At 72.8% G+C, this 16,471-nt stretch carries 16 protein-coding genes; 14 read left to right on the forward strand and 2 right to left on the reverse strand.

Annotated elements, in window-relative coordinates:
• Positions 1-195 precede the first annotated feature (195 nt).
• The 7 genes from BUE44_RS24065 to paaE all read left to right on the forward strand — a co-directional run bounded on the left by BUE44_RS24065 (position 196) and on the right by paaE (position 6,456).
• Entirely contained in the window at positions 196-1,809 is a 1,614-nt protein-coding gene (locus BUE44_RS24065) for a glycoside hydrolase family 27 protein (RefSeq protein ID WP_079190026.1), read from the forward strand.
• An 86-nt stretch (positions 1,810-1,895) separates the two neighbouring features.
• Positions 1,896-2,519: an RraA family protein gene (locus tag BUE44_RS24070; protein ID WP_073501072.1), complete on the forward strand. Its 624-nt coding sequence runs from the start codon at positions 1,896-1,898 to the stop codon at positions 2,517-2,519.
• 130 nt (positions 2,520-2,649) lie between these two features.
• Positions 2,650-3,645, forward strand: coding sequence for a 1,2-phenylacetyl-CoA epoxidase subunit PaaA (paaA, locus tag BUE44_RS24075; RefSeq protein ID WP_073501073.1), 996 nt, complete (start codon positions 2,650-2,652; stop codon positions 3,643-3,645).
• Between the two features lie 8 nt (positions 3,646-3,653).
• Entirely contained in the window at positions 3,654-3,968 is a 315-nt protein-coding gene (gene paaB / locus BUE44_RS24080; RefSeq protein ID WP_073501152.1) for a 1,2-phenylacetyl-CoA epoxidase subunit PaaB, read from the forward strand.
• A gap of 9 nt (positions 3,969-3,977) precedes the next feature.
• Complete coding sequence (paaC, locus tag BUE44_RS24085) at positions 3,978-4,844, forward strand: 1,2-phenylacetyl-CoA epoxidase subunit PaaC (RefSeq protein ID WP_073501074.1); 867 nt, start codon at positions 3,978-3,980, stop codon at positions 4,842-4,844.
• Positions 4,838-5,350: a 1,2-phenylacetyl-CoA epoxidase subunit PaaD gene (gene paaD, locus BUE44_RS24090; RefSeq protein ID WP_073501075.1), complete on the forward strand. Its 513-nt coding sequence runs from the start codon at positions 4,838-4,840 to the stop codon at positions 5,348-5,350. Before paaC ends, paaD begins: the two co-directional genes overlap by 7 nt.
• Complete coding sequence (paaE, locus tag BUE44_RS24095) at positions 5,350-6,456, forward strand: 1,2-phenylacetyl-CoA epoxidase subunit PaaE (protein WP_073501076.1); 1,107 nt, start codon at positions 5,350-5,352, stop codon at positions 6,454-6,456. Before paaD ends, paaE begins: the two co-directional genes overlap by 1 nt.
• A 67-nt stretch (positions 6,457-6,523) precedes the next feature.
• On the opposite strand, the gene BUE44_RS24100 is transcribed toward paaE, so the two are convergent.
• The gene (locus tag BUE44_RS24100) at positions 6,524-6,937 is read right to left on the reverse strand and encodes a winged helix-turn-helix transcriptional regulator (RefSeq protein ID WP_079190027.1); all 414 of its coding nucleotides are present in this window, start codon (positions 6,935-6,937) and stop codon (positions 6,524-6,526) included.
• 71 nt (positions 6,938-7,008) lie between these two features.
• On the opposite strand from BUE44_RS24100, the gene BUE44_RS24105 reads away from it, so the two are divergent.
• Positions 7,009-8,460 (forward strand): MFS transporter, encoded by a 1,452-nt coding sequence (locus tag BUE44_RS24105; RefSeq protein WP_073501077.1) that lies wholly within the window; start codon positions 7,009-7,011, stop codon positions 8,458-8,460.
• A 52-nt stretch (positions 8,461-8,512) separates the two neighbouring features.
• On the opposite strand, the gene BUE44_RS24110 is transcribed toward BUE44_RS24105, so the two are convergent.
• Entirely contained in the window at positions 8,513-9,406 is an 894-nt protein-coding gene (locus BUE44_RS24110) for a LysR family transcriptional regulator (protein ID WP_073501078.1), read from the reverse strand.
• Positions 9,407-9,500: 94 nt separating this feature from the next.
• Here BUE44_RS24110 and BUE44_RS24115 point away from each other — a divergent pair, with 94 nt between their 5' ends.
• The 6 genes from BUE44_RS24115 (at position 9,501) to BUE44_RS24140 (ending at position 16,414) form a co-directional block, all read left to right on the forward strand.
• Positions 9,501-10,205 (forward strand): succinate dehydrogenase cytochrome b subunit, encoded by a 705-nt coding sequence (locus tag BUE44_RS24115; protein WP_073501079.1) that lies wholly within the window; start codon positions 9,501-9,503, stop codon positions 10,203-10,205.
• A 9-nt stretch (positions 10,206-10,214) separates the two neighbouring features.
• Complete coding sequence (locus tag BUE44_RS24120) at positions 10,215-12,164, forward strand: fumarate reductase/succinate dehydrogenase flavoprotein subunit (RefSeq protein WP_073501080.1); 1,950 nt, start codon at positions 10,215-10,217, stop codon at positions 12,162-12,164.
• Positions 12,161-12,910 (forward strand): succinate dehydrogenase/fumarate reductase iron-sulfur subunit, encoded by a 750-nt coding sequence (locus tag BUE44_RS24125; RefSeq protein ID WP_073501081.1) that lies wholly within the window; start codon positions 12,161-12,163, stop codon positions 12,908-12,910. The genes BUE44_RS24120 and BUE44_RS24125 overlap by 4 nt, the downstream gene beginning before the upstream one ends.
• 185 nt (positions 12,911-13,095) lie before the next feature.
• Positions 13,096-15,132 carry an elongation factor G gene (locus tag BUE44_RS24130; RefSeq protein WP_073501082.1) on the forward strand — a complete coding sequence of 679 codons (2,037 nt, stop codon included), beginning with the start codon at positions 13,096-13,098 and terminating at the stop codon, positions 15,130-15,132.
• Positions 15,133-15,208: 76 nt separating this feature from the next.
• The gene (locus tag BUE44_RS24135) at positions 15,209-15,577 is read left to right on the forward strand and encodes a DUF427 domain-containing protein (protein WP_073501083.1); all 369 of its coding nucleotides are present in this window, start codon (positions 15,209-15,211) and stop codon (positions 15,575-15,577) included.
• A gap of 87 nt (positions 15,578-15,664) precedes the next feature.
• Complete coding sequence (locus BUE44_RS24140) at positions 15,665-16,414, forward strand: SDR family oxidoreductase (protein WP_073501084.1); 750 nt, start codon at positions 15,665-15,667, stop codon at positions 16,412-16,414.
• Positions 16,415-16,471 lie beyond the last annotated feature (57 nt).

Raw genomic sequence — 16,471 nt, forward strand, 5'->3', positions numbered from 1 at the left:
AGGTCAGTGGCCCACTCGGCGTCAGAGCCTGTCCGGAAATGTTGACTCGGGGCGGGGTCGACCGGGATCTGCGCGCACAAACAATACTTTGAAAACCTTTCCGCGCATCTTGACGCACCGAAACCCTCACGAGTTATCTGTCCCCAGCGACCGCCGCGGCCTGCACCTCCACCCCCCACCTCCAGGAGACGCACCGTGAGATCTCGAGGGCTTCGCACACCCGGAACCGTCCGCCGCACGCTGTCCGGCGCCGGCGGCCTCGCCCTGGCCGCGGCGCTGCTGCTGCCCGGCGTGCCGCTGGCCGCCGTCCTGACGGCCGCCCCCGCGGCCGCGCTGGGCAACGGCCTGGCGCTGACACCGCCGATGGGCTTCAACGACTGGAACGCCTACGGCTGCAACACCTCCGAGGCACTGATCGAGCAGACCGCCGACAAGATGGTCTCCTCCGGGATGGCCGCGGCCGGCTACACGTACGTCAACATCGACGACTGCTGGCTCCAGCACTCCAGGGACGCCGCGGGCAACCTCCAGCCGGACTTCACCAAATTTCCCGACGGGATCTCCGGTACCGCCGCGTACGTGCACTCCAAGGGACTCAAGCTGGGCATCTACGAGGACGCGGGCACCGCGACCTGTGCGGGCTACCCCGGCAGCCTCGGGCACGAGACGCAGGACGCGAAGTCCTTCGCGTCCTGGGGCGTGGACTACCTGAAGTACGACAACTGCAACAACACCGGGGCGCCGGCCCTGGGCCGCTACACCGCGATGCGCGACGCGCTGGCCGCCACCGGCCGCCCGATCGTCTACAGCCTGTGCGACTGGGGCCAGGAGACGGTGCAGAACTGGGGCGCCGGGGTGGGCAACCTGTGGCGCACCACCGGTGACATCAACGCCTCCTACGGCAGCATGCTGTCGATCTTCCACAGCAACCTGGCCCTCGCCGCGGCCGCGGGACCCGGCCACTGGAACGACCCCGACATGCTGGAGACCGGCAACGGCATGACCACGGTCGAGGACCGCACGGAATTCACCCTCTGGTCCGAGATGGCCGCCCCGCTCATCGACGGCAGCAATCTCCTCAGCGCCAGTTCCGCCACCTTGTCCATCCTGACCAACAAGGCCGTCATCGCCGTCGACCAGGACTCGCTGGGCGCCCAGGGCGTCCAGGTCGCCGGCGGCGGGCTCGACGTGCTGGCCAGGCCGCTCGCGGGCGGCGACGTCTCGGTCGTGCTGTTCAACGAGACCGGATCGACCGCGACCATCACCACCAGCGCGGCCGCGATCGGCAAGAGCGGCGCTTCGAGCTACGGCCTGACCGACCTGTGGAGCGGGGCGAAGTCCAGCACCTCGGGCGCCATCAGCGCCTCGGTGCCCGCGCACGGCACCGTGATGTACCGCGTCTCCGGCGGTACCACCACACTGCCCGGCGCGGCGCCCGTGCACGCGGTCGGGGCGGGCAAGTGCCTGGACGCGTACGACAACTCGCTGACCAACGGCTCGGCCGCAGAGATCTGGACCTGCAACGGCGGGGTCAACCAGGCCTGGACCCGCGCGTCCGGTGGCCGTATCACCGTCTACGGCGGCACCAAGTGCCTCGACGCCTACGACAACCAGACCGCGGCCGGCACCAAGGTGGAGATCTGGGACTGCAACGGCGGCGCCAACCAGCAGTGGCGGGTGAATTCCGACGGCAGCATCACCGGCGTCCAGTCCGGCCTGTGCCTGGACGTCACCGGCGCCTCCACCGCCGACGGCGCCCTGGCCGAGCTGTGGACCTGCAACGGCGGTACGAACCAGCGCTGGTCGTAGGGCCCGCCCGACGCGCCCCGGCCCCGGCACCCTCGGGTAGCGTTCCCGGAGTTGCCCAGGTCGGGGCGCACGGACGAAGGGTGAGCGTGGACGACGTGAGCGCATTCCAGGACATCCCGCCGACCACCCTCGCCGACCTCCTCGGACGCGGCCAGGTCATGGACGCGGGGCTGCGGCCGCTGTGGGGCCCCGGGCCGCGGATCGCCGGACCGGCCTTCACCGTGCGCTGCCCGCCCGGCGACAACCTGATGCTGCACGCGGCGATCCACCGGGCGCCGCCCGGCTCCGTGATCGTCATGGCGGCCGGCGACCTGGACTACGCGGTGGCCGGCGGCAACGTCTGCGCCGTCGCCCACCGCCGGGGGATCGCCGGCTTCGTCATCGACGGGGTGATCCGCGACCTCGGCGAGATCCGCGCGATGGGCTTCCCGGTCTTCGCCCGGGGCGTCGTCCCCTGCCCCGGCGGGAAGTCGGCGGTCCTGCCGCTCGGCGAGCCGGTGCGCTGCGGCGGCGTCGAGGTGCACGCGGGCGACATCGTGGTCGCCGACGAGGAGGGCGTCGCCGTCGTCCCGGCCGGCCGGGCCGACCAGGTGCTGGCCGACGCCGGGAAGAAGCTGGGGAAAGAGGCCGGCGAGAGCCTCGACGCGTGGGAGGCCGCGCACCGCGCACGTATCGACCGGATCCTGGCCGACAACGGCTACCAGGGCTGATCCGCCCGCGTCCCCGCCGCCGGCCGGGGGGCCACCACGACATCGCCGCGCCGGGGTTGCCTCGGCGCCGTAAGATCCGCACACTTGATACCGAACGAACGGTCGGTTGGCGTAGTGAGGAGAAGCGGCCATGCCACTCGAAGGCCCGCCGGGCGACAGCGGCGACGACCGGGGCGAGCCCCCGCTCCAGGAGCGCTTCGACGCGACCATCGGCAGGGACCAGCGGATCGAGCCGCGGGACTGGATGCCCGACGGCTACCGCGGGACGCTGATCCGGCAGATCGCGCAGCACGCGCACTCGGAGATCATCGGCATGCAGCCGGAGGGGGAGTGGATCACCCGGGCCCCGTCGCTGCGCCGCAAGGCGATCCTCTTCGCCAAGGTGCAGGACGAGGCCGGCCACGGCCTGTACCTGTACTCGGCGGCGGAGACCCTGGGCGCCGACCGCGCGGACCTGACCGAGCGGCTGATCGAGGGCCGGCAGAAGTACTCGTCGATCTTCAACTACCCGACCGAGAGCTTCGCCGACGTCGGCGTGATCGGCTGGTTCGTGGACGGCGCGGCCATCTGCAACCAGGTGCCGCTGTGCCGCAGCTCGTACGGCCCGTACGCGCGGGCGATGGTGCGGGTCTGCAAGGAGGAGTCCTTCCACCAGCGCCAGGGCTACGAGCTGCTGATGACGATGATGCGCGGCACCGACGCCCAGCGGGCGATGGTCCAGGACGCGGTGGACCGCTGGTGGTGGCCGTCGCTGATGATGTTCGGCCCGCCGGACGGCGACTCGCCCAATTCGGCGCGCTCGATGGCATGGAAGATCAAGCGGCACAGCAACGACGAGCTGCGGCAGCGGTTCGTCGACATGACCGTGCCGCAGGCGGAGCGGCTCGGCGTCACCCTCCCCGACCCGGACCTGCGGTGGAACGAGGAGCGCGGCCGGCACGACTTCGGCACGCCCGACTGGTCGGAGCTGCAGCGCGTCATCAGCGGCGACGGCCCGTGCAACACCGCGCGGGTCGCGCGGCGGCGCGCGGCCCACGAGGACGGCGCCTGGGTCCGCGAGGCGGCCACCGCCCACGCCGCCAAGCAGGCGGCCCGCGCACGGCACGGCGAAGGAGCGGCGGCGTGAGCGGCGGTATGAGCGGCGAGGAGACCGGCACCGGTACGGCCCGGCAGGACTGGCCGCTGTACGAGGTGTTCGTCCGCGGCAAGCGCGGGCTGAACCACGTGCACGTAGGCTCGCTGCACGCCGCCGACGACACCATGGCGCTCACCCACGCCCGCGACCTCTACACCCGGCGCAACGAGGGCGTGTCCATCTGGGTGGTGCGCTCCACCCACATCGCCGCCTCGACCCGCGACGAGAAGGACCCCTTCTTCAAGCCCAGCGCCGACAAGGTCTACCGCCACCCGACCTTCTACGACATCCCCGACGATGTCCCGCACATCTAGGAGGCCGGTATGAGCGACGACATCGACGACCACGTCTACCTCTCCCTGGCCGAGCAGCACGACCAGGAAGGCGACGCCCGCTGGGCGTTCGGCACCGGGTTCGAGGACCCGCTGCACGGCGTCGACACCGCCGTGCCCGACGGCGTGGACGGCGCCGAACTGGCCGCGGTGTGCCTGGCGCTCGGCGACGACGCCCTGGTCGGCGCGCAGCGCCTGGCGCAGTGGTGCACCCGCGCCCCCGAGCTGGAGGAGGAGGTCGCGCTCGCCAACATCGGCCTCGACCTGCTCGGCCAGGCGCGGCTGCTCTACGCGCGCTGCGGCCAGGCCGACGGCACCGGCCGCGGCGAGGACGCCTATGCCTACACCCGCGACCCGGCCGACTTCCGCAACGTGCGGCTGGCCGAACTGCCGGACGGCGACTTCGCCTTCTGCGTCGTGCGGCTGCTGGTCCTGTCCACCTGGCGGCTGGCCCTCTTCGGCCGGCTCGCCTCGACCGCCGACCCGGTGCTCGCCGCGGTCGCGGCCAAGGGCGTGCCCGAACTGACCTACCACCGCCAATATGCCGCCGACTGGGCGGTGCGGCTCGGCGACGGAACCGACGAGTCGCACCGCCGGATGCGCGCCGCGCTGGCCGACGTGGTGCCGTATCTCGACGAGGTCCTCGACGCCCGGCCGCAGTTCGCCGCCCACGCCGACGCCGTACGCCAGGAGACGCTCGCCGTGCTCGACCAGGTGCTGCTCGCCGCCGGACTGTCGCTGCCCGCCGCGCCCGCGGTGCCGGGCTCCGGGCGGCAGGGCGACCACACCGCCCATCTGGCCCCGCTGCTGGCGGAACTGCAGAGCGTGGCCCGCGCGCACCCGGAGGCGACATGGTGACGCGGCAGTCCGCCCTGCGGGCCCGGCAGGTCGCCGCACAGGTGCCCGACCCCGAGCTGCCCATGCTCACCCTCGCCGACCTCGGCGTGCTCAGGGACGTCCGGCTGACCGAGGACGGCACCGTGGTCGCCAGCCTCACGCCCACCTACTCCGGGTGCCCCGCGATGGCCGAGATGCGGGCCGACGTGGCCGCCCGGCTGCGCGGCGCCGGCTTCGCCAAGGTGGAGATCCGCACGGTGCTCGACCCGCCCTGGTCCACCGACCTGATCACCGCGCACGGCCGGCGCACGCTGCGCGCGTACGGCATCTCGCCGCCCGGCCCCGCACCCCGCCGCACCGCCGGCCCCGTGCCGCTGGTGCTCGGCGCGGCCCGGCTCGCGGTCGGCTGCCCGCGCTGCGGCTCGGCCGACACCGAGGAGACCTCCCGCTTCTCGGCCACGGCCTGCAAGTCCCTGTGGCGCTGCCGCACCTGCCGGGAGCCCTTCGAGCACGTCAAGGAGCTGTGATGGCCCCGACCACCACCACCGCCGCGGGGACCGTACGGCCGCGCCGCCGCCCGGCCTTCCACCCGCTGCGGGTGGCCGACGTCCGGCCGCTGTGCGAGGACGCCGTCACGGTCGGCTTCGAGGTCCCCGACGAGCTGGCCGCCGACTTCGCCCACCGCCCCGGGCAGTCGCTGACCCTGCGGCGCACCGTCGGGGAGCGCGACGAGCGGCGCTCGTACTCCCTGTGCTCACCGGCCGGCGCGCCGCCGCGGATCGGCGTGCGCGTGGTGCCGGGCGGGCTGTTCTCCGACTGGCTGGTGCACCAGGTGCGCCCCGGCGACACCGTGGAGGTGCTGCCGCCGACCGGGGCCTTCACGCCCGACCTGGCCACGCCGGGCCACCACGTGCTGATCGCCGCGGGATCCGGGATCACCCCGATGATGTCCATCGCGGAATCCGTGCTGGCCGCCGACGCCCGCTCCCGGGTGACCCTCTTCTACGGCAACCGGCGCACCGGCACGGTGATGTTCGCCGACGAGCTGGCCGACCTCAAGGACGCCTACCCCGCCCGCTTCCAGATCGGCCACGTGCTCTCCCGCGAGCCGCGCGAGGCCGAGCTGCTGTCCGGCCGACTCGACGCGGACCGGCTCGCCGCGCTGATCGCCGGCCTGGTGCACGTCCCGGGCGCCGACCACTGGTGGCTGTGCGGGCCGCACGGCATGGTCACCGGCGCCCAGCAGGTGCTCGCCGGCCTCGGCGTGCCCGGCGACCGCGTCCACCAGGAGCTGTTCTTCGCCGACGACGAGCCGGTCGCCCCGCTGCGCCACCCCGACGACGTCGCCCGCGGCCCGGTCAGCGAGGTCACCCTCGTTCTCGACGGCCGCACCTCCACCGCGGCCCTGCCGACCGGCGCGACGATCCTGGACGGCGCCCAGCGGGTCCGCCCCGACCTGCCCTTCGCCTGCAAGGGCGGCGTCTGCGGCACCTGCCGCGCGAGGATCACCGACGGCCGCGCCGACATGCGCCGCAATTTCGCCCTGGAAGCGGCCGAGGTCGAGGCCGGCTACGTGCTGACCTGCCAGTCCTTCCCGGCCTCGCAGACCCTGACGGTCGACTACGACGCGTAGGGCCTGCCGGGTGGATCTCCGCCGCGTCGCGGCGCCCGGCACGCACGTCCGCCGCGGCCGAGAGCCGTCACGGCATCGGCTGGCCGCGGTCGTCGTAGTCGACCCGGGCCGCGGCCACCTCGGGCAGGTGTGCCTGCGACCACTCGGCGAGCGTGTGGAAGAGCGGCGCCAGGCTCAGCCCCAGCTCGCTGATCTCGTACTCCACCCGGGGCGGCACCTCGGGGTGATACGTCCGGATGACCAGCCCGTCCCGCTCCATCTGCCGCAGCCGCTGCGTCAGCACCTTCGGCGTGATGGTCCCGATCCGCCGCTCCAGCTCCACGAAGCGCTGCCGGCCGAACTCGTTGAGCACCCACAGGATCGGCGTCGTCCACCGGCTGAACACCAGGTCGACGACGGGGCCGATCGGGCAGGGGTCGGCATGGGCCTTCCCCGCGGAGCGGCCGGCGGGGCGGGTGAGCGGGGGAGCGGTGTCGGCCATGCAGGGTGCCTCCGGAACGGGTAGTCACTATCCTCTAGGTACCTACTATATTCGCGCGCTAGCGTCATCCCATGACACTCGCCGCCGCTTCCCAGCGCCGCCGTCCCTCCCGCGCCCCGGTCACCGAACGACCGGGCCTCATCCTGGCCTTCCTCTGCGTGGTGCAGTCGATGGTCTACCTGGACGTCACTATCGTCAACGTGGCTCTGCCCTCGATCCAGGGCAGCCTCGGCATGGCCGACGGCGACCTGCAGTACGTCGTCACCGCCTACGGCACTGTTCTCGGCGGCTTCCTGCTGCTCGGTGGCCGTCTCGCCGACATCCTCGGGCGGCGCAGGCTGCTGCGTATCGGCGTGGCACTCTTCGGGGCGGGCTCGCTGGTCGCCGGTATCGCCCACGACCCCGGCGTCCTGGTCACCGCACGCGCCGTGCAGGGACTCGGCGCCGCCCTGACCGCGCCCGCCGCCCTGTCCACCCTGACCACCGTCTACGGCGAGGGCGCCGCCCGCAACAAGGCCCTGGGCATCTGGGGCGCCCTGGCCGGCGTCGCCTCCGTCCTCGGAGTGCTCTTCGGCGGGCTGCTCACCCAGGGGCCCGGCTGGCGCTGGGTGTTCTTCATCAACGTGCCCATCGCGGTCGCCGCGGTCGTGCTCGCGCCCTATGTGGTGCCCGAGAGCCGGCTTCCCCAGACGAGGCGGCGCTTCGACACGGCGGGCGCGGTGAGCCTCACGGCCGGACTGCTGCTGCTCATCTACACCCTCGACCAGGCCGTCAACGTCGGCTGGTCCGCCGCCAGGACCATCAGCGGGCTCACCGGTGCCGCGGTGCTGCTCGCGGCGTTCGTGACCGTCGAGCTGCGCGCGGAGGCGCCGCTGCTGCCGCTGCGGATCTTCCGGCTGCCGACGCTGCGCGCCGCGAACCTCGCCATGGCGCTGATGCTCGGCGCGATGCTGACGCTCTTCTTCTTCGCCAGCCTGTTCATGCAGCAGGTGCTCGGCTACGACGCGTTGCGGACCGGGCTCGCCTACGTCCCGCTGGCCCTCGCGGTGGTCGTCGGCGCCGGGTTGGCGTCCGGTCTGGTCGCCAAGTTCCCGGCCAAGCCGGTCCTGATAACCGGCCTCGCCCTCAGCGCGGCGGGCCTGCTCGTCCTGGCCCGCCTGCCGGTCTCCGCGGCCTACGCGCCGGACGTCCTGCCGCCCTTCCTGCTGGTCGGCGTCGGCCTCGGCATGTCGCTGGTCCCGGTGCAGATCGCCGCGGCCACCGGGGTGCCCGAGCAGGAGGCCGGTACGGCGGCGGGCCTGATCAACACCAGCCAGGAAGCGGGGGGTTCGGTGGGGGTGGCGATCGTCTCGACCGTGGCCTACACCCGCATCGGCCACGCGATGTCCGGCCCCGGCCACCCCGCCCTGCGGTCCGCCAGGGCGACCGGCTTCCACGAGGCCTTCCTCCTCGGGTCCGGCTTCGCGCTGGCCGCACTCGTGGTGGCGGTGCTCCTGCTGCCGCGCGTGCGACCGTCCGTGTGACCTCCGCCCTGCCGTGCCGGTCCGGGGGCCGTCCCCGCGTCCGGCGGCAGGGTCAGGAGCGCAGGCCGGTGGCGGCGGTGAGCAGCACGTTTTGCAGGACGCGGGCCGCTCGCGGCGGCGCCACGTCGCTGCGGTGCGCCAGCGCCACCGTCCGCCGCAGTCCCGGCCGCGCCAGCGGTGTCACGCGCAGGTCGTGGCCCGCGCGGGTGGCGACCATCCGCGGGACCACCCCGATTCCCAGCCCCGCACGGACGAAGCCGAGCACCGCGTCCATCTCGCCGCCCTCGACGGTGAGGTACGGCTCGAAGCCGGCCGCCCGGCACGCCGCGAGCGTCAGGTCCCGCAGGTCGTAGCCGTGGCGGAACATCACCATCGGCCGACCTTCGAGGTCGGCGATCCGCAGCGGCGAGGCCGGCGCCTCGTCGCCGGCGGAGGAGACGACGACCAGGTCCTCCTGGAAGAGCTCCACCGTGGTCAGCGCCGGCGACGGGCTCGGCAGCGGCAGGACCACGAGCGCGAGGTCGAGCGCCCCGCGGGCCAGGTGGCGCACCAGGTCGTGGGAACCGCCCTCCTCGATGATCAGCCGGATGCCCGGGTGCCGGTCGTGGAAGGTGCGCAACACGTCGGGCAGCAGGCCGGTGGCCAGGCTCGGGGTGGCGCCGAGCCGGACCCGGCCCCGGCGCAGCTGCGCCAGTTCCAGCACCTCGTGCCGGGCGGTGTCCGCGTCGGCGAGGATCCGCCGGGCCAGCGGCAGCAGCGCCGCACCGGCGTCGGTGAGCGTGATGTTGCCGCGCGCCCGGCTGAAGAGCGCGGCGCCCAACTCCTTCTCCAGCGCCTTGATCTGCTGGGACAGCGAGGGCTGCGAGACGTGCACCGCCTCGGCGGCCCGGGTGAAGTGCCGGGCGTCGGCGACGGCCACGAAATAGGCCAGCTGCTGGAACTGCATGCCCTCACGATAACCCGTCGATAGGTATCACCTATCGACTCCAGCTCAATCATGTCTTGGACCACTGGACATTCCCCGCCGTAGCGTCGTGTCCATGGCACTGGCAACGCGGACGGACCGGCGGCCGTCGATGGCCCGTACGGTCTGGGGATCGACCGTCGGCAAGAAGGCGGTCATGGCGGTGAGCGGCCTGGTGATGCTGCTCTACCTGGTCGTCCACATGTTCGGCAACCTCAAGATCTTCTTCGGTCCCGGCACCTTCGACAGCTACGCCCACTGGCTGCGCACCCTCGGCGAACCCTTCCTGCACTACGAGTGGGCCCTGTGGATCATCAGGGTCGGCCTGGTCGTCGCGGTCGTGGCGCACGGCGTCGCCGCCTACCAGCTCAGCCGGCGCGATCTGCGCTCCCGGCCGGTCGGCTACGTCCACACCAAGGCCCGCAGCAGCTACGCGACCCGGACCATGCGCTGGGGTGGGGTGATCCTCGCCCTGTTCATCGTGTGGCACCTGCTCGACCTGACCACCGGCACCGTCCAGCGCGGCTTCGTGCCCGGCCACCCGTACCACAACGTCGTCGCGGCCTTCCACGACTGGTGGAACAACGCCATCTACATCGTCGCGATGCTCGCCCTCGGCCTGCACGTCCGGCACGGCTTCTGGTCCGCCGCCCAGACCCTCGGCGCCGGCAGCGCCACCCGGAACCGGGTGCTGAAAGGCACCGCCAACGCCCTCGCCCTGGTGCTGACAGCCGGCTTCGTCGCCGTCCCCGTCGGCGTCATGACCGGACTCGTGAGCTGAAGTGATGACATGACCGACTACGCCCGCTACACCACCGGCGACCCCCTCGCCGACACCAAGGCCCCCGACGGCCCGATCGAACAGCGCTGGGACACCCGCCGCTTCACCGCGAAGCTCGTCAACCCCGCCAACCGCCGCAAGCACACCGTGATCGTCGTCGGCACCGGGCTGGCCGGCGGCTCCGCCGGCGCCACCCTCGCCGAACAGGGCTACCACGTCGTGCAGTTCTGCTACCAGGACTCCCCGCGCCGGGCCCACTCCATCGCCGCCCAGGGCGGCATCAACGCCGCCAAGAACTACCGCAACGACGGCGACTCGATCCACCGGCTCTTCTACGACACCGTCAAGGGCGGCGACTTCCGCTCCCGGGAGTCCAACGTCCACCGCCTGGCGCAGATCTCGGTGGAGATCATCGACCAGTGCGTCGCGCAGGGCGTGCCCTTCGCCCGGGAGTACGGCGGCCTGCTCGACACCCGCTCCTTCGGCGGCGTCCAGGTCTCCCGCACCTTCTACGCCCGCGGCCAGACCGGGCAGCAGCTGTTGCTCGGCGCCTACCAGGCGCTGTCCCGGCAGATCGCGGCCGGCAACGTCGAACTGCACGCCCGCACCGAGATGCTCGACCTGCTCGTCATCGACGGCCGCGCCCGCGGCATCGTCGCCCGCGACCTGGTCACCGGCGAGATCTCGGCGTACGTCGCGGACGCCGTCGTCCTGGCCTCCGGGGGCTACGGCAACGTCTTCTACCTGTCGACGAACGCCATGAATTCCAACGCGACCGCGATCTGGCGGGCCCACCGCCGGGGCGCGCACTTCGCCAACCCCTGCTTCACCCAGATCCACCCCACCTGCATCCCGCGCACCGGCGACCACCAGTCCAAGCTGACCTTGATGAGCGAGTCGCTGCGCAACGACGGCCGGATCTGGGTCCCCAAGGCCAAGGGCGACACCCGGCCGGCCGCCGGGATCCCCGAGGAGGAGCGCGACTACTACCTGGAGCGCGTCTACCCCGCCTTCGGCAACCTCGTGCCCCGCGACATCGCCTCCCGCGCGGCGAAGAACGTCTGCGACGAGGGCCGCGGCGTCGGGCCCGGCGGCCAGGGCGTCTACCTCGACTTCGCCGACGCCATCGCCCGCCTCGGCCGCAAAGCCGTCGAGGCGAAGTACGGCAACCTCTTCGAGATGTACGAGCGCATCACCGCGGAGGACCCGTACGAGGTCCCGATGCGGATCTACCCCGCCGTGCACTACACGATGGGCGGCCTGTGGGTGGACTACGACCTGCAGACCACGATCCCGGGCCTGTTCGCGATCGGCGAGGCCAACTTCTCCGACCACGGCGCCAACCGGCTCGGGGCGTCCGCCCTCATGCAGGGCCTGGCCGACGGCTACTTCGTGCTGCCCGCCACCGTCAACGACTACCTCGCCAGGCACCCGGGGAACGACACCCCCGGCCCCGAACACCCCGCCGTGGCCGCGGTGCTGGCCGAGGCGAAGGAGCGGCTGCACCGCCTGGTCGGTGTCGGCGGCGACCGCAGCGCCGACTCCTTCCACCGCGAGATCGGCGAGCTGATGTGGGAGTTCTGCGGCATGGCCCGCAACGAGGAGGGCCTGCGCAAGGCGCTCGACCGCATCCCGCAGATCCGCGAGGAATTCTGGCGCCGGATCAAAGTCCCCGGCACCGAGGGTGAGTTCAACCAGTCCCTGGAGCGTGCCAACCGCGTTGTGGACTACCTCGAACTGGCCGAGCTGATGTGCCTGGACGCCCTGCACCGGGCCGAGTCCTGCGGCGGCCACTTCCGCGAGGAGTCGCAGACCCCGGACGGCGAGGCGGCCCGCAGGGACGACGACTTCAGCTACGCCGCCGCCTGGGAGTTCACCGGCACCGGCAGCGCCCCCGTCCTGCACCGCGAAGACCTCGCCTTCGCGTACGTCCACCCCACTCAGCGGAGCTACGCATGAAGCTCACCCTGCGCATCTGGCGCCAGCACGACACCGAGGCGCCCGGCGGCATGGCCACCTACGACGTCGACGGCATCTCGCCCGGCATGTCCTTCCTGGAGATGCTCGACACCCTCAACGAGCGCCTCACCGTCGAGGGCGAGGAGCCGGTCGCCTTCGACCACGACTGCCGCGAGGGCATCTGCGGCGCGTGCAGCCTGGTCATCAACGGCGAGGCGCACGGCCCGGAGCGCACCACCGCCTGCCAGCTGCACATGCGGTCCTTCCGCGACGGCGACACCATCGACGTCGAGCCCTGGCGGGCCGCCGCCTTCCCCGTGGTGCGCGACCTGGTCGTGGACCGGGCCGCCTTCGACCGGATCATCCAGTCCGGCGGCTACGTCAGCGTCCCCACCGGCTCCGCGCCCGAGGCGCACGCCACCCCGGTGCCCAAGGCGGCCGCTGACAGCGCCTTCGAGCACGCCGAGTGCATCGGCTGCGGCGCCTGCGTGGCCGCCTGCCCCAACGGCTCCGCGATGCTCTTCACGTCCGCGAAGGTCAACCACCTGGGCGCCCTGCCGCAAGGGGCGCCGGAGCGCGAGACCCGGGTGCTCGACATGGTCGCGCAGATGGACGCCGAGGGCTTCGGCGGCTGCACCCTGGCCGGCGAGTGCGCCACCGCCTGCCCCAAGGGCATTCCGCTCACCTCGATCACCGCCATGAACAGGGAGTGGCTGCGCGCGTCGCGCAAGGTGCCCAGAAGCTGAGTGCCCCGGCTGCGGAAACACCGGTCCGCCGCGGCTGCCGCCACGAAATACGGTTGCCGCCCGCGCGAGCGCTCTGCTGTAGTCGGAAGGTCAGCCGCAGCCGACCCGAGGAGCAGTGATCATGCGCGGTCCCGTCATGCCACCCCAGACAGGAATGACTCCCTATCTTGAGGACATGACCGGCTGTGCCTTCGCTCAACCTCGGCATTCTCGCGCACATCGACGCAGGTAAGACCAGCCTCACCGAACGGCTGCTGTACTCCGCAGGAGTGATCGACACGATCGGCAGCGTCGACCGGGGCAGCACGCTGACCGACTCCCTCGCGCTGGAGAGGCAGCGCGGCATCACCATCAAGTCCGCCGTCGTCTCCTTCACGCTCGGCGGCACCACCGTCAACCTCATCGACACCCCCGGCCACCCCGACTTCATCGCCGAGGTCGAGCGGGTGCTCGGCGTCCTCGACGGAGCGGTGCTCGTGGTCTCCGCGGTGGAGGGCGTCCAGCCGCAGACCGCGGTCCTGATGCGGACGCTGCGCCGGCTGCGCATCCCGACGCTGGTCTTCGTCAACAAGCTGGACCGCCGCGGCGCCGACCTGGACCGTACGCTGGCCGGCATCGCCGCCCGGCTGACCCCCGACGTCGTCCCGCTGGCCGCCGCCGAGGCGCAGGGCACCAAGGACGCGGCGGCGGCGCTCTACGACGGCGCCGACACCGGCTTCACCGCCCGGCTCACCGAGCTGCTGGCCGGCCACGACGACGACCTGCTCGCCGCCTGGGTGCGCGACGGCACCCTGCCGTACCCGCGGCTGCGGCGGGCGCTCGCCGCGCAGACCGGCCGGGCACTGGTGCACCCCGTCTACGCCGGCTCCGCCGTCACCGGCGCCGGTGTGGACGCGCTGATCGACGGTATCGCGGAACTGCTGCCGGGCTCCGGCGGCGACCCCCGCGGCCCGCTCGGCGGCAGCGTGTTCAAGATGGAGCGCGGCCCCGCCGGCGAGCGCATCGCGTACGTCCGGCTGACCTCGGGCACCCTGGCCGTCAGGGACCGGGTGCCGGTGTACCGGGACGGCGCGGGCGTGGGGGAGGGCAGGATCACCGCGCTCAGCGTCTTCGACCGGGGCGGCGACGTGCCCGCCGCGTCGGCCGCGGCCGGCCGGATCGCCCGGGTGTGGGGCCTGGGCGAGGTGCGGATCGGCGACATCGTCGGCGAAGCGGCCGGCACGCCGGGGGCGGCGCACCACTTCGCCCCGCCCAGCCTGGAGACCGTGGTCGTCGCCCGCAGGCCCGCCGACCGCGCCGCCCTGCACACCGCGCTCGGGCAGCTCGCCGAGCAGGACCCGCTGATCAACCTGCGGCGGGACGAGGACCGCGGGGAGATCGCCGTCTCCCTCTACGGCGAGGTGCAGAAGGAGGTCATCCAGGCGACGCTGGCCGACGACCACGGGGTGGACGTCGACTTCCGGGAGACGACCACGATCCACATCGAGCGGGTCACCGGCAGCGGTTCCGCCGTCGAGTTCATCAAGAAGGACCCCAACCCCTTCCTGGCGACCGTGGGCCTGCGGATCGACCCGGCGCCGCCCGGCAGCGGCGTCGCGTGGCGCCGCGAGGTCGAACTGGGCTCGCTGCCCTACTCCTTCTTCGTCGCCGTCGAGGAGACGGTGATGTCCACCCTGGCCCAGGGCCTGTACGGGTGGCAGGTCACGGACTGCACGGTCACCATGACGCACTCGGGCTACTCGGCCCGGCAGAGCCATGCGCACGCCGTCTTCGACAAGAGCATGTCGAGCACCTCGGGCGACTTCCGCAACGTCACCCCGCTGGTGCTGATGGAGGCACTGCGGCAGGCCGGCACCCGGGTGCACGAGCCGATGCACCGCTTCACCGTCGAGTTGCCGTCCGACGCGCTCGGCGCGGTGCTGCCCGCACTGTCCCGGCTGCGGGCGGTGCCGCGCGCCCCCGCCCCCACGCGGTCCGGGGGCTGGCTGCTGGAAGGCGACATCCCGGCCGCCCGGGTGCACGACCTGGAGCAGCAACTGCCCACCCTCACCAGCGGCGAAGGCGCCCTGGAGACGGTCTTCGACCACTGGGCACCGGTCCACGGCGAGATTCCGCTACGCCCCCGCAGCGGCCCCGACCCGCTCGACCGCAAGGAGTACCTGCTGCGGGTGCAGCGCCGACTGGGAGCCGCACCGTCCCGTCCCACGGCGGGCCGTGCTTGACGCTGCTCGGACGACCTGCCTACCGTCGACAGCGTCGCACCATGGACGGAACCGCCCACCCACATACGGAGATGTCATGGAACGCACCGTCAAGATCCCCGGCCCCGACCACCCCATCACCGTCGAGCCCCACCCGTCGCGGGTCGTCGTCCGGGCCGGCGGGCAGGTCGTCGCCGACACCACGCGGGCGCTGACCCTGCGTGAGGGGTCCTACCCGCCGGTGCACTACATCCCGCTGGACGACGTCCAGCCCACCGCCCTGGTGCCCAGCGACACCGTGACGTACTGCTCCTACAAGGGCGACGCGTCGTACTTCTCGCTGGTCACCACGGACGGCACCGTCGCCGACGCGGTGTGGACGTACGACAAGCCCTACGACGCCGTCGCCGCCATCGCCGGGCACGTCGCCTTCTACCCGCAGCACGTGGAGCTGGCCGGGTCCTGACCGACGGGCCCGCGCGGGTCCGCGATGAATTCCCTCGGACGCCGGTGTCTTTACTGACGAGGCATTTCCGGCAACCGAGGAGAGAACATGTCCGTCAACGAGCCGGCGGGAACCACCGTCGTCGTCACCGGCGCGGGGCGCGGCTTCGGCCGGGGCATCGCGACCGCGTTCGTCCGGGCGGGGGCCAGGGTCGTCGGCCTCGCCCGGGACGCGGACGCCCTGGAGAAGCTGCGGGCCGAGCTGGGCGAGGCCTTCGTGCCCGTACGGGGCGACGCCACCGACCCGGTGCTGGCCGAGGAACTGCTGCTGCGCCACACCCCCGGGACCGTGGTGCTCAACGCCGGGGCCGCGCCGGTCCTGCGGCCGATCCAGGACCACACCTGGGAGACCTTCCGCACCACCTGGGATGTCGACGTCCAGCAGGCCTTCCACTGGGTGCGCGCCGCCCTGCGGCTGCCGCTGCCGCCCGGCAGCACGGTGGTGTCCCTCTCCAGCGGCGCCGCCCTGCGCGGCTCCCCGCTCAGCGGCGCTTACGCGGGCGCCAAGGCCACCGTCCGCTTCGTGTCCGAATACGCCGCCGCCGAGTCGCGGCGGCAGGCGCTGGGCATCCGCTTCCGCGCTGTCCTGCCCGGGCTGACCCCGACCACCGACCTCGGCCGCGAGGCCGCGGCGGCCTACGCCGCCTACCAGGGGGTCGACACGGACGCCTTCGTGCGGGCGATGGGCCCGCTGCTCACCCCGGAGAAGGCCGGCGCGGCCATCGTGTCGCTGGTCGATGGGGGCGACGGGGACGCGCTGGCGTACGCGCTGTCCGCCGAGGGTCTGCAGCCGCTGTGAGCGGGCCGCGCCGTCACCGGCGATGACTTTCGGGTCCGGGGGGTGTCTGTATTCACG

The sequence above is a fragment of the Actinacidiphila paucisporea genome (assembly GCF_900142575.1).
Taxonomy (GTDB): domain Bacteria; phylum Actinomycetota; class Actinomycetes; order Streptomycetales; family Streptomycetaceae; genus Actinacidiphila; species Actinacidiphila paucisporea.

Excerpts from the sequence above, each read along its gene's own strand:
- paaA (WP_073501073.1), top strand. The coding sequence starts at position 2,650 with ATGCCACTCGAAGGCCCGCCGGGCGACAGCGGCGACGACCGGGGCGAG.
- paaB (WP_073501152.1), top strand. The coding sequence starts at position 3,654 with ATGAGCGGCGAGGAGACCGGCACCGGTACGGCCCGGCAGGACTGGCCG.
- paaC (WP_073501074.1), top strand. The coding sequence starts at position 3,978 with ATGAGCGACGACATCGACGACCACGTCTACCTCTCCCTGGCCGAGCAG.
- paaD (WP_073501075.1), top strand. The coding sequence starts at position 4,838 with ATGGTGACGCGGCAGTCCGCCCTGCGGGCCCGGCAGGTCGCCGCACAG.
- paaE (WP_073501076.1), top strand. The coding sequence starts at position 5,350 with ATGGCCCCGACCACCACCACCGCCGCGGGGACCGTACGGCCGCGCCGC.
- BUE44_RS24100 (WP_079190027.1), bottom strand. The coding sequence starts at position 6,937 with ATGGCCGACACCGCTCCCCCGCTCACCCGCCCCGCCGGCCGCTCCGCG.
- BUE44_RS24105 (WP_073501077.1), top strand. The coding sequence starts at position 7,009 with ATGACACTCGCCGCCGCTTCCCAGCGCCGCCGTCCCTCCCGCGCCCCG.
- BUE44_RS24110 (WP_073501078.1), bottom strand. The coding sequence starts at position 9,406 with ATGCAGTTCCAGCAGCTGGCCTATTTCGTGGCCGTCGCCGACGCCCGG.
- BUE44_RS24115 (WP_073501079.1), top strand. The coding sequence starts at position 9,501 with ATGGCACTGGCAACGCGGACGGACCGGCGGCCGTCGATGGCCCGTACG.
- BUE44_RS24120 (WP_073501080.1), top strand. The coding sequence starts at position 10,215 with ATGACCGACTACGCCCGCTACACCACCGGCGACCCCCTCGCCGACACC.
- BUE44_RS24125 (WP_073501081.1), top strand. The coding sequence starts at position 12,161 with ATGAAGCTCACCCTGCGCATCTGGCGCCAGCACGACACCGAGGCGCCC.
- BUE44_RS24135 (WP_073501083.1), top strand. The coding sequence starts at position 15,209 with ATGGAACGCACCGTCAAGATCCCCGGCCCCGACCACCCCATCACCGTC.
- BUE44_RS24140 (WP_073501084.1), top strand. The coding sequence starts at position 15,665 with ATGTCCGTCAACGAGCCGGCGGGAACCACCGTCGTCGTCACCGGCGCG.